Annotated in this window: 24 protein-coding genes; 2 read left to right on the top strand and 22 right to left on the bottom strand. The window is 66.5% G+C overall.

Translation table 11 applies throughout. From position 1 onward, the window contains the following. Window position 1: 1 nt before the first annotated feature. The 5 genes from C6A82_RS06930 to C6A82_RS06910 all read right to left on the bottom strand — a co-directional run bounded on the left by C6A82_RS06930 (window position 2) and on the right by C6A82_RS06910 (window position 4,640). On the bottom strand, window positions 2-1,249 hold the full coding sequence (locus C6A82_RS06930; RefSeq protein ID WP_105347488.1) for a fatty acid desaturase: 1,248 nt from the start codon (window positions 1,247-1,249) through the stop codon (window positions 2-4). Window positions 1,250-1,343: 94 nt separating this feature from the next. After that, on the bottom strand, window positions 1,344-2,480 hold the full coding sequence (locus C6A82_RS06925) for a ferredoxin reductase (RefSeq protein WP_105347487.1): 1,137 nt from the start codon (window positions 2,478-2,480) through the stop codon (window positions 1,344-1,346). A gap of 43 nt (window positions 2,481-2,523) precedes the next feature. After that, window positions 2,524-3,060, bottom strand: coding sequence for a DUF6912 family protein (locus C6A82_RS06920; RefSeq protein WP_396836785.1), 537 nt, complete (start codon window positions 3,058-3,060; stop codon window positions 2,524-2,526). Window positions 3,061-3,069: 9 nt separating this feature from the next. Beyond that, on the bottom strand, window positions 3,070-3,207 hold the full coding sequence (locus tag C6A82_RS06915) for a hypothetical protein (RefSeq protein WP_158261660.1): 138 nt from the start codon (window positions 3,205-3,207) through the stop codon (window positions 3,070-3,072). A 23-nt stretch (window positions 3,208-3,230) separates the two neighbouring features. Continuing rightward, on the bottom strand, window positions 3,231-4,640 hold the full coding sequence (locus C6A82_RS06910) for a wax ester/triacylglycerol synthase family O-acyltransferase (RefSeq protein WP_105347485.1): 1,410 nt from the start codon (window positions 4,638-4,640) through the stop codon (window positions 3,231-3,233). Window positions 4,641-4,826: 186 nt separating this feature from the next. Between C6A82_RS06910 and C6A82_RS06905 the strand changes: the two genes are divergently transcribed. Further along, a complete protein-coding gene (locus C6A82_RS06905; RefSeq protein WP_105347483.1) occupies window positions 4,827-5,333 on the top strand; it encodes an Rv3235 family protein in 507 nt (168 codons plus the stop codon). Between the two features lie 70 nt (window positions 5,334-5,403). Here C6A82_RS06905 and secA read toward each other — a convergent pair whose 3' ends face one another. The 6 genes from secA to C6A82_RS06875 all read right to left on the bottom strand — a co-directional run bounded on the left by secA (window position 5,404) and on the right by C6A82_RS06875 (window position 12,147). Next, entirely contained in the window at window positions 5,404-8,223 is a 2,820-nt protein-coding gene (secA, locus tag C6A82_RS06900; protein WP_105347482.1) for a preprotein translocase subunit SecA, read from the bottom strand. 101 nt (window positions 8,224-8,324) lie between these two features. Continuing rightward, a complete protein-coding gene (gene hpf, locus C6A82_RS06895; RefSeq protein ID WP_199193898.1) occupies window positions 8,325-8,963 on the bottom strand; it encodes a ribosome hibernation-promoting factor, HPF/YfiA family in 639 nt (212 codons plus the stop codon). A gap of 340 nt (window positions 8,964-9,303) precedes the next feature. Beyond that, window positions 9,304-9,936 (bottom strand): ComF family protein, encoded by a 633-nt coding sequence (locus C6A82_RS06890; RefSeq protein ID WP_105347479.1) that lies wholly within the window; start codon window positions 9,934-9,936, stop codon window positions 9,304-9,306. Between the two features lie 35 nt (window positions 9,937-9,971). After that, window positions 9,972-10,943: an ornithine cyclodeaminase family protein gene (locus C6A82_RS06885; protein ID WP_142406025.1), complete on the bottom strand. Its 972-nt coding sequence runs from the start codon at window positions 10,941-10,943 to the stop codon at window positions 9,972-9,974. Next, window positions 10,940-11,818, bottom strand: a complete 879-nt coding sequence (locus C6A82_RS06880; RefSeq protein WP_233217079.1) for a PhzF family phenazine biosynthesis protein — start codon at window positions 11,816-11,818, stop codon at window positions 10,940-10,942. The genes C6A82_RS06885 and C6A82_RS06880 overlap by 4 nt, the downstream gene beginning before the upstream one ends. Continuing rightward, window positions 11,815-12,147, bottom strand: a complete 333-nt coding sequence (locus C6A82_RS06875; protein ID WP_105347476.1) for a helix-turn-helix transcriptional regulator — start codon at window positions 12,145-12,147, stop codon at window positions 11,815-11,817. The genes C6A82_RS06880 and C6A82_RS06875 overlap by 4 nt, the downstream gene beginning before the upstream one ends. 130 nt (window positions 12,148-12,277) lie before the next feature. Between C6A82_RS06875 and C6A82_RS06870 the strand changes: the two genes are divergently transcribed. Continuing rightward, entirely contained in the window at window positions 12,278-13,582 is a 1,305-nt protein-coding gene (locus C6A82_RS06870) for a DUF2252 domain-containing protein (RefSeq protein ID WP_105347474.1), read from the top strand. Between the two features lie 11 nt (window positions 13,583-13,593). Here the strand turns inward: C6A82_RS06870 and C6A82_RS06865 are convergent, their stop codons facing one another. From C6A82_RS06865 to C6A82_RS06815, 11 genes are all read right to left on the bottom strand, one after another. Continuing rightward, window positions 13,594-14,037 (bottom strand): ubiquinol-cytochrome c reductase iron-sulfur subunit, encoded by a 444-nt coding sequence (locus C6A82_RS06865; protein WP_105347473.1) that lies wholly within the window; start codon window positions 14,035-14,037, stop codon window positions 13,594-13,596. 83 nt (window positions 14,038-14,120) lie between these two features. Beyond that, on the bottom strand, window positions 14,121-15,878 hold the full coding sequence (gene lpqB / locus C6A82_RS06860; protein ID WP_105347511.1) for an MtrAB system accessory lipoprotein LpqB: 1,758 nt from the start codon (window positions 15,876-15,878) through the stop codon (window positions 14,121-14,123). Window positions 15,879-15,883: 5 nt separating this feature from the next. Continuing rightward, window positions 15,884-17,533 (bottom strand): MtrAB system histidine kinase MtrB, encoded by a 1,650-nt coding sequence (gene mtrB, locus C6A82_RS06855; protein WP_105347471.1) that lies wholly within the window; start codon window positions 17,531-17,533, stop codon window positions 15,884-15,886. Window positions 17,534-17,555: 22 nt separating this feature from the next. After that, on the bottom strand, window positions 17,556-18,242 hold the full coding sequence (gene mtrA, locus C6A82_RS06850) for a two-component system response regulator MtrA (protein ID WP_105347470.1): 687 nt from the start codon (window positions 18,240-18,242) through the stop codon (window positions 17,556-17,558). Window positions 18,243-18,290: 48 nt separating this feature from the next. Continuing rightward, the gene (locus C6A82_RS06845; protein WP_105341786.1) at window positions 18,291-18,920 is read right to left on the bottom strand and encodes a dTMP kinase; all 630 of its coding nucleotides are present in this window, start codon (window positions 18,918-18,920) and stop codon (window positions 18,291-18,293) included. A 159-nt stretch (window positions 18,921-19,079) separates the two neighbouring features. Then, window positions 19,080-20,396, bottom strand: a complete 1,317-nt coding sequence (locus C6A82_RS06840; RefSeq protein WP_105341784.1) for a lipase family protein — start codon at window positions 20,394-20,396, stop codon at window positions 19,080-19,082. A gap of 80 nt (window positions 20,397-20,476) precedes the next feature. Then, the gene (gene ahcY, locus C6A82_RS06835; protein WP_105341783.1) at window positions 20,477-21,949 is read right to left on the bottom strand and encodes an adenosylhomocysteinase; all 1,473 of its coding nucleotides are present in this window, start codon (window positions 21,947-21,949) and stop codon (window positions 20,477-20,479) included. A gap of 78 nt (window positions 21,950-22,027) precedes the next feature. Next, complete coding sequence (locus C6A82_RS06830) at window positions 22,028-22,648, bottom strand: TetR/AcrR family transcriptional regulator (RefSeq protein ID WP_233216720.1); 621 nt, start codon at window positions 22,646-22,648, stop codon at window positions 22,028-22,030. Window positions 22,649-22,725: 77 nt separating this feature from the next. Further along, window positions 22,726-22,908, bottom strand: a complete 183-nt coding sequence (locus C6A82_RS06825) for a rubredoxin (protein ID WP_105341779.1) — start codon at window positions 22,906-22,908, stop codon at window positions 22,726-22,728. Then, window positions 22,905-23,078, bottom strand: coding sequence for a rubredoxin (locus tag C6A82_RS06820; RefSeq protein WP_105341777.1), 174 nt, complete (start codon window positions 23,076-23,078; stop codon window positions 22,905-22,907). Before C6A82_RS06820 ends, C6A82_RS06825 begins: the two co-directional genes overlap by 4 nt. Then, on the bottom strand, window positions 23,078-24,301 hold the full coding sequence (locus C6A82_RS06815; protein ID WP_311101725.1) for an alkane 1-monooxygenase: 1,224 nt from the start codon (window positions 24,299-24,301) through the stop codon (window positions 23,078-23,080). Before C6A82_RS06815 ends, C6A82_RS06820 begins: the two co-directional genes overlap by 1 nt. Window positions 24,302-24,377: the final 76 nt, after the last annotated feature.

Below are 24,377 nucleotides of genomic sequence, written 5' to 3'. Positions count from 1 at the left end.
TCTAAGCCGCGCGCGGCGTCTGCCGCTCCGCCCGCTTCTCCCGACGGCGCTCACGCACGGCCGCGATGGCCGACTTGAGCCCGCGGCGCTGCGCTGGCTCGAGCCCATCGAACATCCGCTCGCTGCGGGTCTCCGGCGCATCGTCGCGGGTGTCGCTCAGAAACCTGTCCGGCAGCGACAGCTTGGCGATCGTGCGCCATGTCTTGCCGTACTGCACAAGGAAAGAACCCGTGGTGTACGTGAGGTCGTACTTGTCGCACAGCTCGCGCACCCGGAACGAGATCTCGTAAAGCCGGTTGCTCGGCAGGTCCGGATACAGGTGGTGCTCGATCTGGTGGCACAGGTTGCCGCTCATGAACCGCAGCGCCGGTCCGTTCTCGAAGTTGGCGCTGCCGAGCATCTGGCGCAGGTACCACTCGCCCTTGGTTTCGCCGACCATGTCTGTCTTGGTGAACTTCTCGGCGCCGTCGGGGAAGTGGCCGCAGAAGATGACCGCGTTGGCCCACACGTTGCGGATGACGTTGGCCACCGCATTGGCCTTGAGCGTCGAGGAGAACGTCGCGCCGGGCGACAAGGACGTCAGCGCCGGGTAGGCCACGTAATCCTTGGCCACCTGGTGGCCGGCCTTCACACCGAACTCGCGCACGCGCTTCATGGTGCCGGCGCGGTCGTCGCGGCCCTTGAAGATCTTGCCGAGCTCGAGGTGCTGCAGTCCGACGCCCCACTCGAACCCGATCGCGAGCAGCGTGTTGAAGAGCAGGTTGCCGTAGAGGTTGAACGGCTTCCACTTCGCGTCGCGGGTGACCCGGATGACCCCGTAGCCCACGTCGTCGTCCATGCCCAGGATGTTGGTGTACTTGTGGTGCATGAAGTTGTGAGTGAACCGCCAGTGCTTCGCGGCGCCGCTCATGTCCCACTCCCATGTCGACGAGTGGATCTCCGGATCGTTCATCCAGTCCCACTGGCCGTGCATGACGTTGTGGCCGATCTCCATGTTCTCGATGATCTTGGAGACGCCGAGCGTGACAGTGCCTGCCCACCAGGCAGAGCGCTTGGAGCTGGCGGTCAGCATGAGCCTGCCCGCGACCTCGAGGGCCCGCTGAGCGGCGATCGTGCGGCGGATGTAGCGCGCGTCGCGCTCTCCGCGAGAGTCTTCGATGTCCTGCCGAATTGCGTCCAGCTCGACGGCGAGCTGCTCGATGTCCGCGTCGGTCAAGTGCGCGAATTCTGGAACGTCTGTGATAGCCATCGTTCAACTCCTTCCTTCGTGACCTACGCTACCGTAACCTACGGCTTCGTAGGTTACCAGTCAGTAAATCTCTGGTGTCCTGCACCTCGCGCCGTCAGGCATCAAGCACACAATCGCCGGAAGCTGCGGAAATGCATGTCTGTACCCGGCTGCCGGGCTCGTGTTCGACGCCTGACCGCAGGTCCCGCACGTGCCCGTCGAGCAGTCCGACGACGCAGGACTGGCAGATGCCCATCCGGCAGCCGAACGGCATCCGGATCCCGGCGTTCTCTCCGGCTTCCATGAGCGGCGTTGCGGCGTCCACTGTGACCGACTTCCCGCTTCTGGCGAATTCCACCGTTCCGCCCTGCCCGTGCACGGCGGCCCTCGTCGCCGCAAACCGCTCCTGATGCAAACGGTGGGCGACACCCGCCGCAGACCACGCGAGCTCGGCGGCGGTCAGCATTCCCTCCGGGCCGCATGCCCAGGTATGGCGATCGCGCCAGTCCGGCACCTCGTCGTCAAGCCGCGACAGGTCGAGGCGGCCGTGCTCGCGTGTCAGGCGGGTGCGCAGCCGGTAACCCGGATGGCTGCGCTGTAGCTCGGCAAGTTCGGTCGCGAAGAGGAGGCCGGATTCCGTTGGCGCGGAGTGCAAGTGAACGATGTCGGCGATCTGATCGCGACGCGACAGCGTGCGCAGCATCGACATCACCGGGGTGATGCCGGAACCGCCGGTGAGGAACAGCACGGATGCCGGTGCCGGGTCGGGCATGACGAAATTGCCCTGCGGTGCGGCCAGTCGCACGATCGTGCCAGGTTCCACCCCGCCGACGAGGTGCGTCGACAGGAAGCCCTCGGGCATCGCCTTGACAGTGATCGTGATGATGCGAGCGCCTTTGACCGGGCTCGAGGTGAGCGAGTACGACCTCCATCGCCATCTCCCGTCCATCAGCAGTCCGATGCCGACGTACTGACCTGGCCGATAGTCGAAGGAGAAGCCCCAGCCGGGCTTGATGACCAAGGTCGCGGAGTCCTCGGTCTCGCGGCGGACCTCGAGCACCCGACCTCGCAGCTCACGAGCCGACCACAGCGGGTTGGCGAGCTTCAGGTAGTCGTCGGGCAACAGCGGGGTAGTGATGCGTCCGGCGATGGTGCGCAGGGCGTGCCAGCCCGGTCGCTCCTTGGCCCCGGCGATCTTCGGGCGCATGGTGTCGGCGACATTGGCCGAGATTTTGATGGTGTTCTTGGCCACGAACCTACGGTACCGTAACCTACGCTCCCGTATCCAGTCGGAATTACAGCAGATCCAGCAGAAACGGCAGTTCCTGCGTGGCATACCACGCCAGATCGTGATCTTGAGCATCCCCGACGGTCAGTTCGGCGTCCTCATCCCCCAGATCCGCGGCGTCGACCGCGTCGACCGCGGCCAGTACCGCCGTCTCAGCGGCCTGATTGTCGACATAGGCCGCCACCACCTGGTCGTAGTTGACCGGTCCGGACAGCCGCACCACGGCGTCATCGAGGTCCGGCCGGACTGTCACGTCGTCGACCTCGGCGACCAGCACCGCGCGTCGGACCGGGAGGGCAGCCGAATCCGCTTGGCCGGCGACATCAGGGGCAGATCCCTCGTCGGCAGCGCCCGCCAGCAGCCGCACCGACGCCAGCGCCGCCTCGCGCAACGCCACCTCGTTCAGTTCGTCGTCGTCGCCCTCGGAGTACGACTCGCGCAGCGCAGGGGTCACCGCGAACGCCGTGCCGTTGACGGGGCTGACCGAACGGTCGGCGACGAGCTTGGACAGCATTGCCAGGGTCGCAGGCACATAGACACGCACGAGGCGAGGTTAGCGGTCGGAGTCGGGATCCCTCTCGACGGAGATCATGTAGTCATCGCCGTGCGCACTCACACCGTGCACCACCGCGCTGTCCACCGCCTCGGCGGCATACCGGCGCCGACCCATCAGCGGGTCGGTGCGCGTCAAGCCCTGGAAACCCAACGATCGTGTTACTGAGCGGCTTCCAGCAATTCGTCGAGAGCTTCCCGCAGCAGGGCAGGCAGGACGTCGACATCGCTCATTGCGTCGCGGTCGGCGTTGATGCCGAAATACAGCATCCCGTTGTAGGACGTGACGCCGATCGCCAGCACCTGGCTGTCCAGCAGCGGTGGCACCGCATACGTCTCCAGCAGCTTGGTGCCCGCGATGTACATCTGCTTCTGAGCACCCGGGACGTTGGTGATCAACAGGTTGAACTGTCTGGCCGGGAACGTGGTGGCGACCCGAATTCCCATGGCGTGCAACGTTGGTGGCGCGAAGCCCGACAGCGTGACGATGGTCCTCGCATCGACGAGGCTCCTGGCCGTCGGGTGCGACTCGGTCATGTGAGCGATCTGCGATAGCCGCACAACCGCGTTGCCCTCCCCCACCGGCAGATCCAGAAGGAAGGGCGCCACCTCGCTGATCGCCTGGCCGGGTCCCGACGAGTCCAGTTCCTCGTCCGGATAGACCGACATCGGCGCCATCGCCCGCACCGTGGTCGTCGGCGCGACCGGCTCCCCTCGAGACAGCAGCCAGTTGCGCAGCGCTCCCGCGATCACCGCCAGGACGACGTCGTTGACGTCGCAGTCGTAGCGAGCCCGTAGGTTGCGGTAGTCCTCCAGCTTTGCGCGGGCCACAGTGAACCGGCGGTTGCGCGACACCTTCGTGTTCAGCGGGCTGGACGGTGCCGCACCCCGCGCGAAGGTCCTCGCGGCGGCGGTGAACCGGCGACCCACCTCGAGCAGCTGTCCGGAATTGGTGGCCACCTCGGTGACCGCCGACCGCACGGCGGACAGCTGCGCGCCGGGTCGCGCGATCCATTCCCCGAGGGCCCCCATCACCAGTTGTGCGTCGCCGGGCTCTCGGGCCGGAATCCAGATGTCCTCGCCGAACGTGGGCGGCTTCTGCGTGCGATCGGCGATCACGTGGCCGATCTCGACAGCGGTCATGCCGTTGACCAGCGCCTGATGCGATTTGGTGTAGATCGCCAGCCGGTTTCCGGCCAGCCCCTCGACAAGGTACATCTCCCACAGCGGTCGCGTCTTGTCCAGCGCCCGCGACCCCAACCGCGCCACCAGCTCGTGCAGCTGAGCGTCGCTGCCCGGAGACGGCAGCGCCGACCTGCGGATGTGGTAGGTGATGTCGAAGTCGCGGTCGTCGATCCACACCGGCCTGGCCAGCCCGAGGGTTACCTCGCGCACCTTCTGCCGGTAACGCGGAATCTGCGGCAGGCGCTGCTCGACCGTCTCGAGCAGGGTCTCATAGCTCAGCCCGTTGCGCGGCTTGCGGAGAATCGACAGCGACGAGACGTACATCGGCGTCGACGAGTTCTCCAGGCCGAAGAACGACGCATCAGCCGCCGACAACCTGGTCACCATTTTGCGGCGCCACCCCTCCCCTAGGTCTTGACGTCGACTCTCATCGAACCCCCGACACGGTAGCCGCCGATTCTGTCGAACCGCATCACGGGTGCGTGTCGGGCCCGTGAACCATGGGATCATGGACGTGTCTGTTCCTCTCCAGCAGACGCCACTTTCCGCCTGACCGATTGCTGGAGAGGTCCGTTGACCGTATCGCGCATCCCCTTCCCGACCGGCGCCCTGACCACGCGCATCGTCGACTACGAGCCCCCGCCCTTCGACGCGGCGGTTCCGTGCCCGTCGCCGACCCCAGCGGCTCTGCACCGGCCGCCCCGGCGACAGTTGCGAGCCGTCGAACGCACCGCAGGCGTTGCGCTTCCCGCAGAGGCGGGAAAGTTCACCGACGCGGCACTGCGCCGGGTGCTGGAGGTGATCGATCGACGCAGGCCGATCGCGCAGCTGCGTCCGATGCTGACGCCGCCGCTTCTCGACATGGTCTTCACCCTCACCCGCACCGCAGGACCCGACAAGGCGGCGGTGCTGCAGCGGGTGCGACTGCGCACCGCGGCTGTCGACGAGGGCGATCCGCAGCAGGCCAGCGCCGCGGAGGTGTTCGCGACCTACACCCGCGGCGAACGCGTCCGCGCCATCGCGGGCCGCATCGAGGCCACCGAGGGGCGCTGGCACGTGGTGGCCCTGCAGATTGGATGACGCTCGGGCTCAGCCCTTCTTGCCGGCCTTCTCAACGCGGCTCGTGCCTCGCCGCTTGATCGTCGTCCGACTAGCCCTTCTTGCCGGCCTTCGCCTGCCTGCGTGCGGCCTCACGCCGCTCACGCCTGCTCGGCGCGGCGTGCCGGCCGCCGTTGTCGCCGTTCCCGCCTTGGCGTTGCACCTGTGCCGAACCATCCTCGGACGGCCCGGTGTAGGTCAGCGGCGGCGCGTCATCGTCGATTCCCTTGGCGCGCAGCCCAGCAGGCTCCTGACGTTCCTTGGTCGCGACACCGCTGTCCTGGGCCTTCGCCGCCGCCGCCTCGGCGAACTCGGCGAGACCGGTTGGCGCCGACACCGGTGCCACCTGTGCGGCGGGCGCAGCGGGCACCGCCTCGACGGTGACGTTGAACAGGAAGCCGACGGCCTCCTCCTTCATGGCGTCGAGCATGCCGTTGAACATGTCGTAGCCCTCGCGCTGATATTCGACCACCGGGTCCTTCTGGGCGACGGCACGCAGGCTGATGCCCTCCTTGAGGTAGTCCATCTCGTAGAGGTGCTCGCGCCATTTGCGGTCGACGACGTTGAGCAGCACGTTGCGCTCGAGCTGACGCATCGCGCCCTCGCCCGCCAGCTCCTCGAGTTGCTTCTCGCGCTCGTCGTAGGCGCGCTCGGCGTCTTCGATCAGCGCGTCGAGCAGCTCCTCGCGGGTCAGCTCGCCGGGTTCGCCGATCGCATCGGAGTCGATCAGGTCGTGGTGGTCGATGCTGACCGGGTACAGCGTCCGCAGCGCCGTCCACAGCGTTTCGAGGTCCCAGTCCTCCGAGTAGCCCTCCGCGGTGGCGCCGTTGACGTACGCGGTGACGACGTCGACGAGCATGGCGTGTGCCTGCTCCTTGAGGTTCTCCCCCTCGAGAATGCGCAGCCGCTCGGCGTAGATGACCTTGCGCTGCTGGTTCATCACCTCGTCGTACTTCAGCACGTATTTGCGGATCTCGAAGTTCTGCTGCTCGACCTGGGTCTGCGCGCTCTTGATCGCCCTGCTGACCATCTTTGCTTCGATCGGCACATCGTCGGGCAGGCTCAGCCGCGTCAGCAGCGACTCGAGTGCGGCACCGTTGAACCGCCGCATTAGCTCGTCGGCCAGCGACAGGTAGAACCGCGACTCACCGGGGTCACCCTGGCGGCCCGAACGACCGCGGAGCTGGTTGTCGATGCGGCGCGACTCGTGGCGCTCGGTGCCGAGCACGTACAACCCGCCGGCGGTGATGACCTCCTCGGCCTCGTTCGCGGCCTCGTCCTTGACCCTTGTGCGTGCCTCGTGCCAGGCGGCGTCGTACTCGTCCGGGGTTACGACGGGGTCAAGCCCCTGCGCACGCAGCCGCGTGTCGGTGAGGAAGTCCACGTTGCCGCCGAGCACGATGTCGGTGCCGCGGCCCGCCATGTTGGTGGCGACCGTGATGGCGCCGCGGCGGCCCGCCTCGGCGATGATGTTCGCCTCCTGCTCGTGGTACTTCGCGTTGAGCACGTTGTGCGGGATGCGCCGCTTGGTGAACTGCCGCGACAGGTACTCCGACCGCTCCACGCTGGTGGTGCCGATCAGCACCGGCTGGCCCTTCTCGTAGCGCTCGGCGACGTCGTCGACGACCGCGATGTACTTGGCCTCTTCGGTCTTGTAGATCAGGTCGGACTGGTCGGCACGGATCATCGGCTTGTTGGTCGGGATCGGCACAACGCCGAGCTTGTAGATCTCGTGCAACTCGGCGGCCTCGGTCTGGGCGGTGCCGGTCATACCCGCGAGCTTCTCGTAGAGACGGAAGTAGTTCTGCAGCGTGATGGTGGCCAGGGTCTGGTTCTCGGCCTTGATCTCGACGCCTTCCTTCGCCTCGATCGCCTGGTGCATGCCCTCGTTGTAACGCCGCCCCACCAGCACGCGACCGGTGAACTCGTCGACGATCACCACTTCGCCGTTGCGCACGATGTAGTCCTTGTCGCGCATGAACAGCTCTTTGGCCTTGATGGCGTTGTTGAGGAAGCTGACCAGCGGGGAGTTGGCGGCCTCGTAGAGGTTGTCGATGCCGAGCTGGTCCTCGACGAACTCGACGCCCAACTCGCTGACGCCAATGGTCCGCTTGCGGATGTCGACCTCGTAGTGCTTGTCCTTCTCCATCAGCGGCGCCAGGCGCGCGAACTCGGAGTACCAGTTCGAGGATCCGTCGGCGGGGCCGGAGATGATCAGCGGCGTGCGGGCCTCGTCGATCAGGATCGAGTCGACCTCGTCGACGACGGCGAACGCGTGGCCGCGCTGCACCATCTCCTCCACCGAGTGCGCCATGTTGTCGCGCAGGTAGTCGAACCCGAACTCGTTGTTGGTGCCGTAGGTGATGTCCGCGTTGTAGGCGACCCGCCGCTCGTCGGGCGTCATCTGGGCCAGGATGACCCCGACCTCGAGGCCGAGGAGGCGGTGCACGCGGCCCATCCATTCGCTGTCGCGTTTGGCCAGGTAGTCGTTGACGGTGACGACATGGACACCCTTGCCCGACAACGCATTGAGGTAGGCGGGCAGCACACAGGTCAGCGTCTTGCCCTCACCGGTCTTCATCTCGGCGACATTGCCGAAGTGCAGGGCCGCCCCACCCATCACCTGCACGTCGTACGGCCGCTGGTCGAGGACGCGCCAGGCGGCCTCACGGGCCACCGCGAACGCCTCGGGCATCAGGTCGTCGAGATCCGCCCCGTCGGTGTACCGCTTCCTCAACTCGTCGGTTTTGGCGCGCAGTTCGGCGTCGGAGAGTTTCTCGACGTCGTCGGACAAGGTGTTGACATAGTCAGCCACCCGCTTGAGGCGCTTGACCATGCGGCCCTCGCCCAGACGCAGCAACTTATCGAGCACGGCTTGTTTCCCCTGTGGGTTGATGGATCCCGTCGCGTATCAGACGGCGTCCATCCTAGGTGACACGCCGAAGTGGCTGGTCGAAAGCCAGAGCTGAGGGTTCAGGACAGGCGAATCAGCCCGTAGTCGTAGGCGTGCCTGCGGTAGACGACACACGGCTTGTCGCTCTCCTTGTCATGGAACAGGAAGAAGTCGTGCCCGACCAGTTCCATCTCGTAGAGCGCATCGTCGACGGTCATCGGCGTGGCCGGGTGCTCCTTGGTGCGCACCACCTGGCCGGGTTCGTGCACCTCGACACCGTCATGCGGGATGGCCGGCTCCCCGTTCGTGGGGGCGAAGGCTTCCGGCGCTGAGATCTTGGTCGCCTCGGCGAGTGACACCGGGGTCTTGTCCCCGTAGTGCACCTTGCGCCGATCCTTGGCTCGCCGCAGCCGGTTCTCGAGTTTGCAGACCGCCGATTCGAGGGCGGCGTAGAAGCTGTCGGCGCAGGCCTCGCCCCGCACCACCGGACCGCGGCCTCGCGCGGTGATCTCCACGTGCTGACAGTTCTTGCGTTGGCGCCGGTTGCGCTCATGGTCGAGTTCGACATCGAAGAGGTAGATGCTGCGGTCAAACCGCTCGAGGCGAGAGAGTTTCTCTGAGACGTAGGTGCGGAAGTGGTCGGGGATCTCGACGTTGCGGCCCTTGACGACGACCTCGGCGCTTGGCGCGGGCGCGGACGTCTCATCCTCAACGATCATCGAGCGGTCGGTTTCCATGGAACGGATTGACATGCTTGGCGACTCGTTTCTCTTTCGCGTCGCACGCGCGCTGCGTGCCTACCTGGCAGAACTGCACCGGAGGGGCCTCGTTATGTCGCCGCTCGCCGGTACGAGGTGTCGATGAGTCACCTCCTACCGCTCGGCGATGGATGGCGCGTCGTGTTGAGCGCCGCCGTGTGGTGTTCACGGATGTTGGCCCCAAGGTAGTCCGTGTTCACCTACTAGTGCCACTAATTTGGCCTACCTGTTTTCAGTTCTTCACGCGGGTTTGATGCAACCGAAATTGGCCGCTCCGTCACTGCCTCGCGAACGCCTCTGCTCAGGCGTTGGCGAGCGCGAGGACGGCAACCACCCCGGTGCCGGATGTTTGCAGGACACGCACCGCTTCGGAGGCGGTGGCGCCGGTGGTGACGATGTCGTCGACGAGCACGAGATCCCCGTTGGGCACGTTCGCCGTCAACGCGACACGGCCCGCGACGTTTCGCTGTCTCGCCGCGCCGGACAGTCCGACCGAGTCTCTCACCAGGGCTTTCATCCGCAGCGCCTGCACGACGGTAACGCCTCGACCGCCCGACGTGGCGGCCAGCGCGATCCGGGTGACGGGGTCGCCACCACGCCTGCGGGCCGCAGAGCGGCGGGTGGGCGCCGGGACGACGGCCAGCGGCGCGTTCAGTACTCCCCAGGCCAGCAGCTGTCGCAACCCGCCGCGCAACGCGGTGCCGAGCGGACCGACCAGGTCGGTGCGGCCGTGTTCCTTGACCGCCACGATCGCGGTGCGGCGCGGGCCGGCGTACCGACCGAGTGAGAAGACGGGAACGCCGGGGTCAACGCGCGGAGTGATGACGTGTGGTTCGTCGGCGCGCACCCGGAGTTGGTGCGCACACGCCGGACACCAGCGGGTGCGTGGGCACCCGCAGCCGCCGCACTCCAGCGGAAGAACCAGGTCGAGCACCCCGCCAGTGTCGCGGAGAGGGCTGACACGACGGCCTACTGAGGTTGACGGGCGGCCATTTGCGCCAGCGCCACCTCGGCCGCAACGAGGTCCTGCGCGCCGATCCCGACCAGCTTGGCCACGGTGATGTCGTCGTCAGCCGTGCGTCCCGCGGCCCGCCCCGATATCACCTCGCCGAGCTCGCCGGAGATTTCGTCGATGGAGTATCGGCCGGCGCGGATCGCCCGGTGGATGTCGCCGTTGACCTCTGCGGTATCGCGGGCGTCGACGAAGACCTTCGCGCGCCGCAGCGCCGTCGCGTCCAGTTCGCATTTGGTTGGGTCGTCCGCGCCGACCGCGGTGATGTGCGCGCCGTCGCGCAGCCACTGCCCCTCCACCAGTGGTTCGCGCGCCTGCGTTGCGGTGATCAGAACGTCGGCGTTGCGCACGGTGCTCTCGATATCGGTCACGCAGTGGATCTCGACGTCGGGCAGAGCGCCGCTCAGCCGTGCCTTGAGCGCTTCGGCTTTCGGCATGCTGCGAGCCCAGATCGACAGCCGTGCGAAAGGCCGCTCGCCGTAAAGCGCCAACGGCTGCCAATAGGCCTGCACGCCCGCGCCGAGCACCGCGACGCTGTCGACGGTCGGTGGCGCGAGCAGTCGCGCGGCAACCGCTCCTGCAGCGGCGGTTCGGATGTCGGACAGGTAATGCTCGTCGTGCAATAAGGCGAGCGTGTGTCCAGTGCGGCTGTCGAAGACGGCGACGAATCCGCCCTGAGGTTTGCCGTCGTGGCGGTTCGCTTCGAACCATGGCGACACCTTGACGATGTAGACGGCGTGGCCGCGCAGGCTGCCCGTCTTGACGTAGACATCACCTGATTCGCGACGCTCGGCGGGAAACATGACGATCAGACCGTTGTCGGCCAGACCCGCGCTGGTCTCGGCGAAGGCCCGCGCAACCGGCTCCACAAGATCGTCGAAATTCACTGTGGCGCGTAGGGTCTCGGCGTCGACCATGCGTGTACTCACGACGGCACACCTTCGATGACACCGTGTCCGACGAAGGCGACATCACCGCCGACGCTGACGGCTTCGACATGGTCGGGACTGCCGTGCGGACGTACGCGCAGCAGGCTCGGTCGACCGGTGAAGCGACCTTGGTTCAGGGTGAACGTCTCTCCGCCGCGGGCTAATCCATGGCGCAGGCGGTAGGCACCGATTGTTCCGGCGGCGCTTCCGGTCGCCACGTCCTCGATGATCCCGTCGTTGTTCCAGTGCCGCACCTCTACTGCGGACTCATCGAACAAGACCGCGAACTGGGCGCCGAAGCCATGCAACAGGTCGCTGATGTCGCGAGATATCCGCGCCGTTTCCAGTGCGCCGGGTCGCACCGGCACGATCAGGTAGCGCAGTCCCGTGCTCACCACCTCCATCGGCAGGTCGGGATCGAGATCCGCCTGCGACAGGTTGACGGCGCGGGCGATCCGGGTTCGGTCGTCGACGGTGCCGAGGAATTCCGGGCAGCCCTGGTCCAGCGAGCCCGCGTAGTGGCCCGCCGCCAACTCCGTGCTGACTCCGACTGTCTTGCTGGGCAACTCGAAGCGCCAGCTCTGCGCGCCCGCCGCCCGTGACCGGTGGTGCAGTACCGCGGCGGCGCCGATGATCGGATGCCCGGCGAAGGGCAATTCGGAAAACAGGTCGAAGATCCTGGCTCGAACGGCGGCCGGCCTGTCGGTGGGTTGCAGGAAGACCGCCTCGAAGTGCCGCAGCTCCTGGGTGATCCGCAGCATCTGCGCTGCGCTCAGGTCCGCTGCGTCGGAGAAGACCGGCAGACTGTTGCCACCGAAGGGAACCCGGCTGAAGACATCGACGAGTCTGTAGGTCAGATTCACGGGTTTCGTCACAGCTGCGCCCCCAGTGTTTGGGCGAACCGGCGGATCGCCGACTCGTCGCGGCGATAGAAGGTCCACCCCTTCTTCCGCGTCGCGGTCAAGAGACCGGCCTCGGTCAGCAGCGTCAGGTGGCGTGAAGCCGTTGCAGGCGCGATCGCCAGCCTCTCGCGGATGAAGTCGGCGCAGACGCCGTCGCGAACAAGGTCGCCGTCGGTCTGCGGGGGAAAGTGCTTCACCGGGTCCTTCAGCAGGGACAGGACCTCCAGCCGCACCGGACTGGCGACCGCCTTCAGCGTCTGCAGCAGCGGTTGCGCGCCGACAGCCGCTTCGTTATTTCGCATATTTGCAAACTAGCGAAGCGGGGGTCGCCCGTCAAGACCTGCCGCGAGATCTGCGCGGCGGCAGTCGGCCCGACGACAAAGCGACCCTCGTGCAGATTTCGCCGAAGCCAACTCTGGGTACTCCCTATCGATGTCGAATCGGGAGTCCTTCATAGTCGAATGCCTCAAGCGGGCTTTCGACGATCTGATGACGGCAGACCCGGACGCGTTTCGCACCAAGTTCCGCAAGATGGCCGCCGATCCGTTCGCGTTCTACCGCGGCAGCGCATGCGTGTTCTACGCCGACGTCGCCGACCGCGAGGACAGCTGGGCCGACAATCGGACCGGCCGGGTCTGGATCCAGGGTGATCTGCACGCGGAGAACTTCGGGACCTATATGGACGGCGCGGGAAAACTGATCTTCGACGTCAACGATTTCGACGAGGCGTTCGTCGGGCATTTCACGTGGGACCTACAGCGCTTCGTGGCCAGCGTGGCGCTGATGTGCTGGCAGAAGGCCCTGTCGGACGAGGTGATCAATGAGCTGAACGCGACTTTCGTGCGGTCCTATCTGGATCAGGTTCGCTGGTTCCGCCAGACCGACGACGACGCGAGCTTCTCGCTGAACCTCGACACCGCCAAGGGCGCCGTGCGTGTTGCATTGGACACCGCCCGGATGTCGACCCGCTCCTCGATGCTCGACCGGATGACCCACGTCGACGAGTCGGAGCGCCGGTTCCGCGACAGCGCGGGCGTGCGCAGGCTCGACTCAGGAGAATACGACAAGGTCAACGCCGCATTCGAGGCCTACCAGGACACCATCCCGAAGTCGAAGAAGTTCAGGGAGATCGCGTACGACGTCAAGGACATCGTCGGGCGGAGCGGTTTCGGGATCGGCAGCGCGGGCCTGCCGAGCTACAACGTGCTCATCGAGGGCTTCAACCAGGCACTCGACAACGACATCGTGCTTTCGATGAAGCAGGGCAACGTCGCGGCGCCCAGCCGCGTCGTGAACGACGAAGCCGTGCACAAGTACTTCAAGCACCACGGGCACCGCACCGCGGTGTCGCAGCGCGCGCTGCAGGCGCATGCCGATCCGCTGTTGGGCTACACCGAGCTCGACGACGTCGGGTTCGTGGTGGCCGAACTGTCGCCGTACGAGTCCGACCTCGACTGGACCGAGCTGACCGAGCCCGACGAACTCACCGAGGTGATCGAGCAACTAGGCCGTGCCGTCGCCAAGGTGCACTGCGTCGGTGACGCCGACAGCGATCAGGAACTCGTCGACTTCCAGACCGAGGATGCCATCGACGAGCACATCGGTGACCGCGACGACGAATTCGTCTCCGACATGGTCGATTTCGGGCTCGAGTACGCCAAGACGGTGCGTGACGATCACCGACACTTCGTCGAGGCCTTCCGCGAGGGCAGAATTCCTGGGGTCAGCTCTACGTGACGTAGGCCGGCTCAGCTCAGGACGATCGAATCGCCCTCAACAGTGACGGGTTTCGCCTCCAACGGCTTCGCAGCGGGTCCCTTGGCGACCGAGCCGTCCAGGTTGAACTTGCTGCCATGGCACGGACAGTCGATGGTGCCGTCGGCCACCTTGTTCACCGCGCAACCCTTGTGTGTGCAGGACGAGGAGAACGCCTTGAACTCACCGGCGGCGGGCTGGGTCACCACGACGTCGTCGACGATGATCCCCGAGCCGACCGGTACGTCCGCGATCTTGGCGATAGCGCCCGACGGTGCCTCGGTGGGCGCCGACGACGTCGAGGCCTCGCCGCCTGCGGCGGGCTTGTCGTCCTTGTCGCCCTCGGCGCCGCACGCCGCAAGAGTGCCTGCGGTCAGCACGAGGCCGGCCGCTCGGATCACATGTTGTCTCGGGATCTGGAGATCATCGAACGGCATGGGGATCCTCTCGGCGGGCTGGGCCTGTACCAGCAAAGGACACCGACGCCGATTTGTCTGCCCAACGGCGAAAGAACGCCGATTCAGCCTGGCAGAACAGGTATGGCACCCGGCGTCATCAACGGGCGGACCTCCACCCACCGCGGGTCGTTCTCCGCCGCGGAACCGGAAAGCTGCAGGATGCCTCGGGCGTCGGCGACGTACACCGTCGACGGGCTGGCGGCCACGGCTCCCACCGGCATCGCCAGATTGCGGCTCGGACCGTCGGAGTTCACGCCGTCGAGGTTGACGTAGGACACCGGATGCTGCGGGTCGGTGCGGCTGACGACGATGTCGTCACCGGTGCGCCACGCCAGCGACACCACCGTGTTCTTCAGCCCGAAACCCAGCCGTCGCGGGTAAGTGAGTGCGAAGCCGCCGCCGGGAGTCTGCTCGACACTGACGAGGATCACCTGACCCTCGATCACCATCACCGCGCGCGTGGAGTCCCGTGACAGCTGCAGATCGGCGATCGGTCCGGGGAAGCGGGTGGACACCGCCGTGGAGTCGACGGGTATGCGGCCCGGCTGCCCTGACGCGTCCTGGACCGTGCGCACCACGGTGTTGCCGTCGACGACCACCCACACCGCGTCATCCAGTGACCAGGTCGGCCTGGACAGTATGCGACCGTCCATGGCCTGCAACGGGTTTCCGCCGAGGGGACCCACCCACAGCGACGACGCCATATCCGGTGCGCCCGCATTGAGCGTCACGACCGAGGCCGCTTGCTGACCGCTGCGCGACACGGCGGCTCCGGTCTGGTTGGGTGTCGCGCCGAACGGGCCGGACACCCGCGGCGCGCGCTGACCGTCGAGCGCCACCAGCGACCCGCCGACCAGCGCATGCAGACCGGCCGCGGCGCCGTCGGCGGCGCCGGGGTCGGTGGCCGCCACATCGGAGGTCTGCCAGCCGTCGGCGAACCGGTCGTCCAGCGCGGCGCCGTCGGCGTTGATGACATACGGTCCGTTGATGCCGGCCCGCGATAGCGTCCAGATGACTTGTGCGGCAAGCAGTTGCCTGCTGTGCGGATCGGTGGTCGAGAGGTTCTCCAGATCGATGCGCGCTCCGCCGTAGCCGCGACCGACGCCCATCTTGCCGCCGTCGGCACGGGTGACCGGTCCGCGCAGCCGCAGCGGCGGGCCGAGCAGGTTGCGCACCGTGTTGGCCATCTCGGGACGCGGGCCCGCGATCAGCTTGGTGACGAGTTCGGTGGCCAACTGGTCGGGGTCCGACACCGCGACATAGCGCGGGTCGGGCACCACGGTCTTACCGGTCGGGTCCGCGAAGTACAGGGTGTTGCGCTTGTAGGTCTCCTGGAACTGTTGCCAGTCGAGGAAAATGCCGTTCGGCAACCGGTCGATGCGCCAGCCGCCCGACGTCTTCACCAGCTCGATCGGGCCAGGGTCGGGCAGCGCCCCGTCGCCGGTCTCGAAAACCCCGATATCGGAGAGCGAGCCGAGGATGTCGGCCCGCATGGTGACCGAAACCCGTTCGGAGTCCCGTGCTTCGACGAAGACCACCCGGTCGATGAGCAGCGCGCTGCCCGCGTCGTCCCAGGCGTTGGAGGCCGATTCGGTGAGGAACTGCCGTGCGGCCAGATGACGGTTGGACGGGTCGGCGGTGGCCTTGAGGAATTCCCGCAGCAGCACATCGGGGTCCATGTCCGGTGTCGGTTTCGGCAGACTCGGTGGCGCGGGGCGGTCGACGGTTCCGATGGCCTGCGGCGCCGACGAACTCGGCACGCCTGCGCACCCGGCCAACACCACCGCGCATGCGAAAAAGGCCGCCGCGAACGCACGGATGCGGTTCACACGGATTCTCCCGCCGGTTGCCGCTCCCTCGCCGGCTGCCGCGGCTTACGGTCCCGCCCAACTGGTTTCAGCGGCAGCGGACTCGTCGTCACCTTGTGACCGCGCACCAGGGGCAGCGTCAACCGGAAGCAGGCGCCTTTGCCGGGTTCGCCCCACGCCTCGAGCCTGCCCTGATGGAGCCTGGCGTCCTCGATGCTGATCGCGAGGCCGAGGCCGGTACCGCCGGAGCGGCGCACCCGCGACGGGTCGGACCGCCAGAACCTGCTGAACACCAGCTTCTCCTCGCCGGGCCGCAGCCCGACGCCGTAGTCGCGGACCGTGACGGCGACCGTGTCCTCGTCGACGGCCATCCTGATCCGCACCGGCTTGCTCTCGGCGTGATCGATGGCGTTGACGATGAGGTTGCGCAGGATGCGTTCCACCCGGCGAGGGTCGACCTCGGCGATGACCTCGTCGGTCGGCATGTCGACGATGAGGTCGATCTGGGCATCGTCGGCGAGGTGGCCGACGTTGTCCAGTGCGCTCTGCACGGTGCCGCGCAGGTCGACGGCCTCGACCGACAACTCGGCGACACCGGCGTCGTGGCGGGAGATCTCGAGCAGGTCGTTGAGGAGCATCTCGAACCGATCGAGCTCGCTGACGAGCAGTTCGGTCGACCGGCGCAGCGCCGGCTCGAGCTCCTCGCTGTGCTCGTGAATCAGGTCGGCCGCCATCCGCACGGTCGTCAGCGGAGTGCGCAGCTCGTGGCTGACGTCGGAGGTGAACCGGCGCTGCAGGTTGCCGAACTCTTCGAGCTGGGCGATCTGCCGCTGCAGGCTCTCGGCCATGTCGTTGAACGACACCGCCAGCCGCGCCATGTCGTCCTCGCCGCGCACCGGCATCCGCTCGGCCAGGTGGCCGTCGGCGAAGCGTTCGGCGATCCGCGATGCCGACCGCACGGGCAGCACGATCTGGCGGGCGACGATCAGCGCGATGGCGGCGAGCATGAGCAGCAGCACCACACCGCCGGTGGCCATCGTGCCGCGCACCAGGGCGATGGTGGACTCCTCGTTGTTCAACGGGAAGACGAGGTAGAGCTCGAGGTTGGTGACCGTCGAGGGCGTCGGCGTGCCGATGATCAGCGCGGGCCCCGAGAATTCCTCGGTGCGCACCGTCGCGTACTGGTAGCTGACCTGGCCCGCCTTGACGAAGTCGCGCAGGGCGTTGGGGACCTGGGCGACAGGCCCGGCCGCGGTCGCCGCGCGAGGGCCGTCGCCCGGGACGACCAGTACTGCGTCGAATGCGCCCGCGAGCCCTGCGCCGGCATCTGCCTTGCGGTCGATGAGGGTGTTGCGCGCCAGCTGCAGGCTGCTGTCCAGCGACCGGGTCTCCTCACCGCCGACGATGCCGCTGACGGTGTTGCGCGCCCGATCGATCTCCTCGGTGGCCGCGCGCACCTTCACCTCGAGGATGCGATCGGTGATCTGGCTCGTCAGCACGAAGCCGAGCACCAGGATCACGGCAAGTGACAACCCGAGCGTAAGTGTCACCACCCGCAGTTGCAGGGAGCGACGCCACGCAAGGCTGAAAGCTCGACCCAGCGCACCCAATCCGCGTACCAGTGGTGCAGAACGCCGATGAATGCGCCGCCTCGAGCTGAAGATCATGGCGACCGCCGAGCGATCAAGGTCACGGAGGTCCGGCCTTGTATCCCACTCCTCGAACAGTCAGCACAACTTGCGGATTCTCAGGATCCTTCTCGACCTTGGCCCGCAAACGCTGGACATGCACGTTCACCAAACGGGTGTCGGCCGGGTGCCGATACCCCCACACCTGTTCGAGAAGCACATCTCGAGTAAACACCTGCCGCGGTTTGCGTGCCAGCGCCACCAACAGGTCGAATTCCAGCGGTGTCAGCGAAATCTGCTCTCCCTGGCGGGTCACCTTGTGAGCGGGCACATCGATGTCCACATCGGCGATCGACAGCATCTCGGCGGGCTCGTCGTCGTTGCGACGCAGCCGGGCGCGCACGCGGGCCACGAGCTCCTTGGGCTTGAACGGCTTCATCACGTAGTCGTCCGCGCCGGACTCGAGGCCGAGCACCACGTCGACGGTGTCGGTCTTGGCGGTCAGCATCACGATCGGCACGCCCGAGTCCGCGCGCAACACACGGCACACGTCGATCCCGTTCATGCCTGGCAGCATCAGGTCCAGCAGGACCAGATCCGGCCGCAGCTCACGCACGGCGGTGAGCGCCTGGGTGCCGTCCCCGATGACGGCGGTGTCGAACCCTTCACCGCGCAGCACGATCGTCAGCATCTCCGCGAGCGAAGGGTCGTCGTCGACGACCAGAATCCTTTGCCTCATGGAGTCCATGGTGTCACCAAAGCGCGATAAAACGCTGCTAGCAACGCCGCGAGTCGGCTAGCGCGTCAACAACGCGGCCAGGGCGGGCACCTCGACGTCGGGTTCGGCGACCAGCCACCGGCCGCCCCAGTCGGCGGCCGCAAGCCCCGAGTAGACCTCTGCGGTGCGCCGCTGAAGCCCGTCGTCGCGCTCGTAGGCGTCCTTGGTCCGGTCGGCTTCGGTGTTGGCGCGGTGCTCGGCCCGCTCGGCGGCCAGCTCGACGGGCACGTCGAGAAGCACCTGCCAGTCGGGCGCAGGCAGCCGCAGCCGCTCGTACTCGAGCTCGCGTACCCAGGCCACCACGTTGCCCCCGGCGTCCTGGTGCAGGCGGGCGGCGCTGTAGGCCGCGTTGGACGCGACGTACCGGTCGAGAATCAGTACGTCGTACTGGTGCCTCAGCAACGCGATCTCGTCGCGGGCGTCGGCGCGGTCGAGCGCGAAGAGCACCGCCATCGCATGGACCGACGTCGAGAGGTCGCCGTGTCCGCCGTGCAGAGCCTCCGCGGCGATGTCCGCCGGCGCCGACTGCCCGTAGCGCGGGAAGGACAGGCTGGCGACGGTCTTGCCGTCGGCCTTGAAACAGGCGCGCAACCCGTCGGTCAGCGTGCGCTTGCCCGCACCGTCGACACCCTCTATCGCGATCAGCACGCCGCGAGCGTAACCCTCCTCGTTGTCTTCGAGTTTCCTGCCGGACCGCTGCTAGATCGCCGCCGCCGCTCCGCCGAACTGCAGCGCGGCCGACCTCGCAGGCATCCGCCGGCCGTTGCCGGACATCAAGAACCGCTGCGGTGATCCGGCCTCGACACCCTAGAACTCGCCGCAGTTCGGTGTCGTCGGCACTCCGTTGAACCGATCGGCGACCCACTGCATGGCCCGCTCGCCGTCGACCAACATGGGCAGCCCGTGGTTGACGATCGCCTTGTTGAGGAATGGCGGCTCCTCGTTGGTCCAGAACAGGACATCGGCGCCCTGTGCACACCAGTCGCGGCCGAGCTGGTTGGCGGCCGTCCACGGCACCAACGGGTCGAAGCGGTTGCTCAGGATCATTACGGGCGCATCGGGTTTGAAGCGGCCGAGCTTCTGCTCGTCGAACAGGCTGGAGAACGGCTCCTCGTTGACGAGTTGATAGATGTCCTCGGTGAAGTAGGGCTGCAGGTGGCGGAACATGAACTTCGTGAGCGTCTCGGCGACGCACTGATCCTGAACCTTGAAGAGCAGGTCCGCGCCGCGCGGCGTCAGCTTGGAGCGGATCTCCTCGGCGTGCTCCGGATATGCCGTGATGACCGAATTGAGCGCATAGCCGACCGCCCCGACCAGCACGCTGCCGTCGGCGTAGGGAAACAGTTCCTTCAGGTCGGCGGGCGGGGCACCAGCGTAGGTGCCGACGACGTCGAGCTCGGGTGCGTACTGTGAGGCCAGTTCGGCTGCAGAGGCGGCCGCTCCGCCGCCCTGCGAGTAGCCCCAAAAGGCGACCGGGCCTTCGCTTTTCAGCGACGTGTCGGGCAGCCGCTTCGCGGCGCGGGCGGCATCGAGCATCGCGTTGCCCTGCGCTACCCGGCTGACGTAGGTGTGCAGACCGGGCGTGCCGAGGCCCTGATAGTCCGTCATCACGATCGCGAAACCGCGCGCGACCATCGTCGAGACGAACAACTCCTCGTAGTTGAACGCGAGGTCCAGATACGGGCGCCAGTGGATGCCCTGGTTGAACTGGCGCGACGGCGCGCAATGGTCGCCTTGGCCCTGCGTACCGGGGCCGTACACCAGCAGCGGTCGTGGACCGCCGCCGGGCCAGTCGTTGTACGGTTCGAAGTAGGTGCCGGTGACCGGCATCGGATTGCCGTGAATATCGGTGCTGCGGTACATGATTCGCGTGGCGTCAGCCATGATCATGCCGAGCTGACCGGACGGTTCGAGTACGAGCCGCGACGGCTCGGTGCGGATCAGGTCACCCGGCGCACCGGGCGGTAACGGGTCCGGCGGGGTGTAGAACGCCTGGTACTCGTCCTCGTTGAAATACGGGTCGTGCGCATCGTTCGTCGGATCGTCGGCCGTGACCGGTGGCGCAACGCCAAGCGATCCGATCAACAGCAGCGCAAGCAAAACCCCCACGAATCCCCGACCCATGAGGGCAAACCTAGTGCCGATTCTGCTGTCAGATCGTTGCTTACAGACTTATCGCGATCTGTCCGCAGTCTCGAGGTCGGTCAGTAGCGGTAGTGCTCCGGCTTGTACGGGCCGTCGACGTCGACGTTGATGTACTCCGCCTGCTCCTTGGTGAGCTTGGTCAGCGTGCCGCCGAGCGCCTCGACGTGAATTCGCGCCACCTTCTCGTCGAGATGCTTGGCCAGCCGGTAGACCTCGTTGTCGTACTCGTCGTTCTTGGTCCACAGCTCGATCTGCGCGATCACCTGGTTGGAGAAGCTGTTGCTCATCACGAACGACGGGTGACCGGTGGCGTTACCGAGGTTGAGCAGCCTGCCCTCGCTCAGCACGATGATCGAGTGGCCGTCCTCGAAGACGAATTCGTCGACCTGCGGCTTGATGTTGATCCGGCGAACCTTCGGATCCTTCTCCAGGCGTGCCATCTCGATCTCGTCGTCGAAGTGGCCGATGTTGCCGAGGATCGCCTGGTGCTTCATCGACTTCATGTGCTCGAGGGTGATGATGCCCTGGTTACCGGTGGCGGTGATGATGATGTCGGCCCAGCCGACGGCTTCTTCGACGGTCTTGACCTCGAAGCCGTCCATCAGCGCCTGCAGCGCGTTGATCGGGTCGATCTCGGTGACGGCGACCCGCGCACCCTGCGCCTTGAGCGCCTCGGCGCAGCCCTTGCCGACGTCGCCGTAGCCGCACACCAGAGCGGCCTTGCCGCCGATCAGCACGTCGGTACCGCGGTTGATGCCGTCGATCAGCGAGTGCCGGGTGCCGTACTTGTTGTCGAACTTGCTCTTGGTCACCGAGTCGTTGACGTTGATGGCCGGGAACTGCAGTTCGCCTGCGGCGGCGAACATGTACAGCCGGAGCACGCCGGTGGTGGTCTCCTCGGTGACCCCTTGAACCGACTCGGCGATCTTGGTCCACTTGGTCTTGTCGCTCTCGAAGCGCTCGCGGATGAGGGCAAGGAACACCTTGTACTCGTCGGATGCGTCGTCCTCGGTCGGCGGCACCACGCCCGCCTTCTCGAACTGGGCGCCCTTCAGCACCAGCATGGTGGCGTCACCGCCGTCGTCGAGGATCATGTTGGCCGGCTCGCCGGGCCAGGTCAGCATCTGCTCGGCGGCCCACCAGTACTCCTCGAGGGATTCGCCCTTCCACGCGAACACCGGGACGCCCTTGGGCTCCTCGGGTGTGCCGTGCGGGCCGACGACGGTCGCGGCCGCCGCATGGTCCTGGGTGGAGAAGATGTTGCAGGACGCCCACCGGACCTCGGCGCCGAGCGCGACGAGCGTCTCGATCAGCACCGCGGTCTGCACCGTCATGTGCAGCGAGCCGGAGATGCGCGCACCCTTCAGCGGCAGCACGTCGGCGTATTCGCGGCGCAGCGTCATCAAGCCCGGCATCTCGTGCTCGGCCAGCCGAATCTCCTTACGGCCGAATTCGGCCAGGGACAGGTCCGCCACCTTGTAATCGATGCCGTTGCGGACATCCGCTGTCAGCCGCTTCTCAGTCGTCGTCATGGTCGTCCTTCGTCTCGCGCGCAATTAGTTAGCTTAGTTACACATTAGCCCGCGCCGTCCTGGTCTCCCAAGCCGCGGCTAATCGGATTCGATGACACCGTACCGTTCGGCGAACGGTGTCATGAGACGTGCCAGGTCGCGGGCCACATCATGGTCGGCCTCGGGCGGCATCGAGACGTAACTCATGGCCAGCCGCACGACGGCGCGGGCCAGCACGCCGGCGTCCTCCTCGCTGACGCGGACCCAGCTGGTGGTGAAGGTCGACGTCAGCCGTGACGAGCAGTGCGTGATGATCGGGCCGCTGTCGGTGGTGATGAGCGCGAGCAGGTCGGGCTTGGTGTCGCCGGACAGCAGCGAGATGACCAGCGGGTCGGCGGCGGACTCGGCGAAGAAGTCCCTGAAGCCCTCGAGGAATGCGGCATAGATGTCGCCGACATTGCCGGTGACCGCGTTGGCGACCGCGTCGACCAGGCGGTCGGCCAGCCGCATGGCATACCCCTGAGCCAGGCCCTGCCGGGAGCCGAACTCGTTGTAGATGGTTTGCCTGCTGATGCCCGCCGCGGTCGCGACGTGCGACAGCGTGATCGACGACCAGTCCCGTGTGGTCAACAAGTCGCGCATGCCGTCGAGAATCGAATCGCGCAGCAGCACCCTCGACGCCTCGGCGTACGGAATGCGCGGCGCGCTTCTCGTTTCGATCCGCTCTCCCCCTGCCCTTCGGGCGGGAGGTACCCCCACGCGTGCGCGACCGTCACTCACACGCGCGAGACTAGCGCTCACGAACGGGCGACCTCGACCATCTCGAAATCTGACTTGGCCGCACCGCAGTCCGGGCAGCTCCAGTCGTCGGGAATGTCGTCCCATCGGGTGCCTGGCGCGATACCGTCCTCCGGCCAGCCCTTCTCCTCGTCGTATTCGAAACCGCACTGCGCGCAGACGAACAATTTGTAGTCGTTCACTTCATCGCTCCAATCTTTTCGAAATCGACCTTCTCGCGCACTGCACAGTCCGGGCAGCACCAGTCTTCGGGGATGTCGTCGAAGGCCGTGCCAGCGCGAAACCCCTCTCGCGGAGCCCCTTTCGCCTCGTCGTAGGTGTAATCGCAGCCGCTGCAGCGGTAGACGGCCATCAGACGTTCGCCCCGTATCGAGCCAGCACCTTGTCGCGCACCCGCGGGTGCACATTCACCCTGCTGATGTCGCCGTCGTAATGCTCGAGCACCCGGTGGTCCATCACCTTGCGCCACAGCGGCGGGAAGTACGTCAGCCCGATCATCGACGCGTACCCGCTGGGCAGATTCGGTGCGCCGTCCATGCTCCGCAGCGTCTGGTAGCGCCGGGTCGGGTTGGCGTGGTGATCGCTGTGGCGCTGCAGGTGGTAGAGGAACAGGTTGGTCACGATGTGGTCGGAGTTCCAGCTGTGCGCCGGTGCGCACCGTTCGTAACGGCCGCTCTCGGTCTTCTGCCGCAGCAGCCCGTAGTGCTCCAGGTAGTTGACGGTCTCCAGCAGCGTGAAGCCGAACACCGCGGAGATGACGACGTACGGGATGAGCGCCAGGCCGAAGACCGCGATCAGTGCGCCGTAGAGCACCACCGACATCGCCCATGCGTTGAGCACGTCGTTTGACCAGTGCCATCTGCTCTTGCCTGCCCGCTCGAGCCGCTTGGCCTCCAACTCCCACGAAGACTTCAGGCTGCCGTAGACGCTGCGCGGCAGGAACTCCCAGAAGGTCTCGCCGAAGCGCGCCGACGCGGGGTCCTCCGGGGTGGCGACGCGGACGTGATGGCCGCGGTTGTGCTCGATGTAGAAGTGGCCGTATGCGGTCTGCGCGAGCGTGACCTTGGACAGCCAGCGCTCGAGTTCGTCCTTCTTGTGCCCCATCTCGTGGGCGGTGTTGATGCCCACCCCTCCGAGCACGCCCACCGACAGCGCGAGCCCGATCTTCGCCGGCCAGCCCAGCCCGCCGTCGAAGCCCAGCCAACTCAGGTCGGATGCGGTGAACAGGTACGCGCCGAAGACGACGCTGGCGTATTGGATCGGGATGTAGATGTACGTGCAGTAGCGGTAGTACCTGTCGTTCTCCAGCCGCTCCATCACCTCGTCGGGCGGGTTCTGCCCGTCGGGCCCGAAGCGCAGGTCCAGCGCGGGCAGCAATACGTACAGCAGGATCGGGCCGATCCAGAACGGCACCTGCGCCGCGGCGTGCCAGCCCCACTGGTTGAACGTCCACACCAACGGCAGCATCACGAACAGGGCCGTCGGTGCGATCAGGCCCATCAGCCACAGATACCTCTTGCGGTCCCGCCACTGGTCGATCTCGTGTTGTGTCAGTGCGCCATTGCTCTGGGTCATGCGGTTGACTATAGAGCGACTTTTGTCGCCTGTCTAGACACAGATACGGTATTTGTAAACCTGGGCGTGCACTCGG

It is taken from the genome of Mycobacterium sp. ITM-2016-00318 (assembly GCF_002968285.2).
Lineage (GTDB): Bacteria > Actinomycetota > Actinomycetes > Mycobacteriales > Mycobacteriaceae > Mycobacterium.
This window is presented reverse-complemented; position numbering and strand designations above follow the sequence as displayed.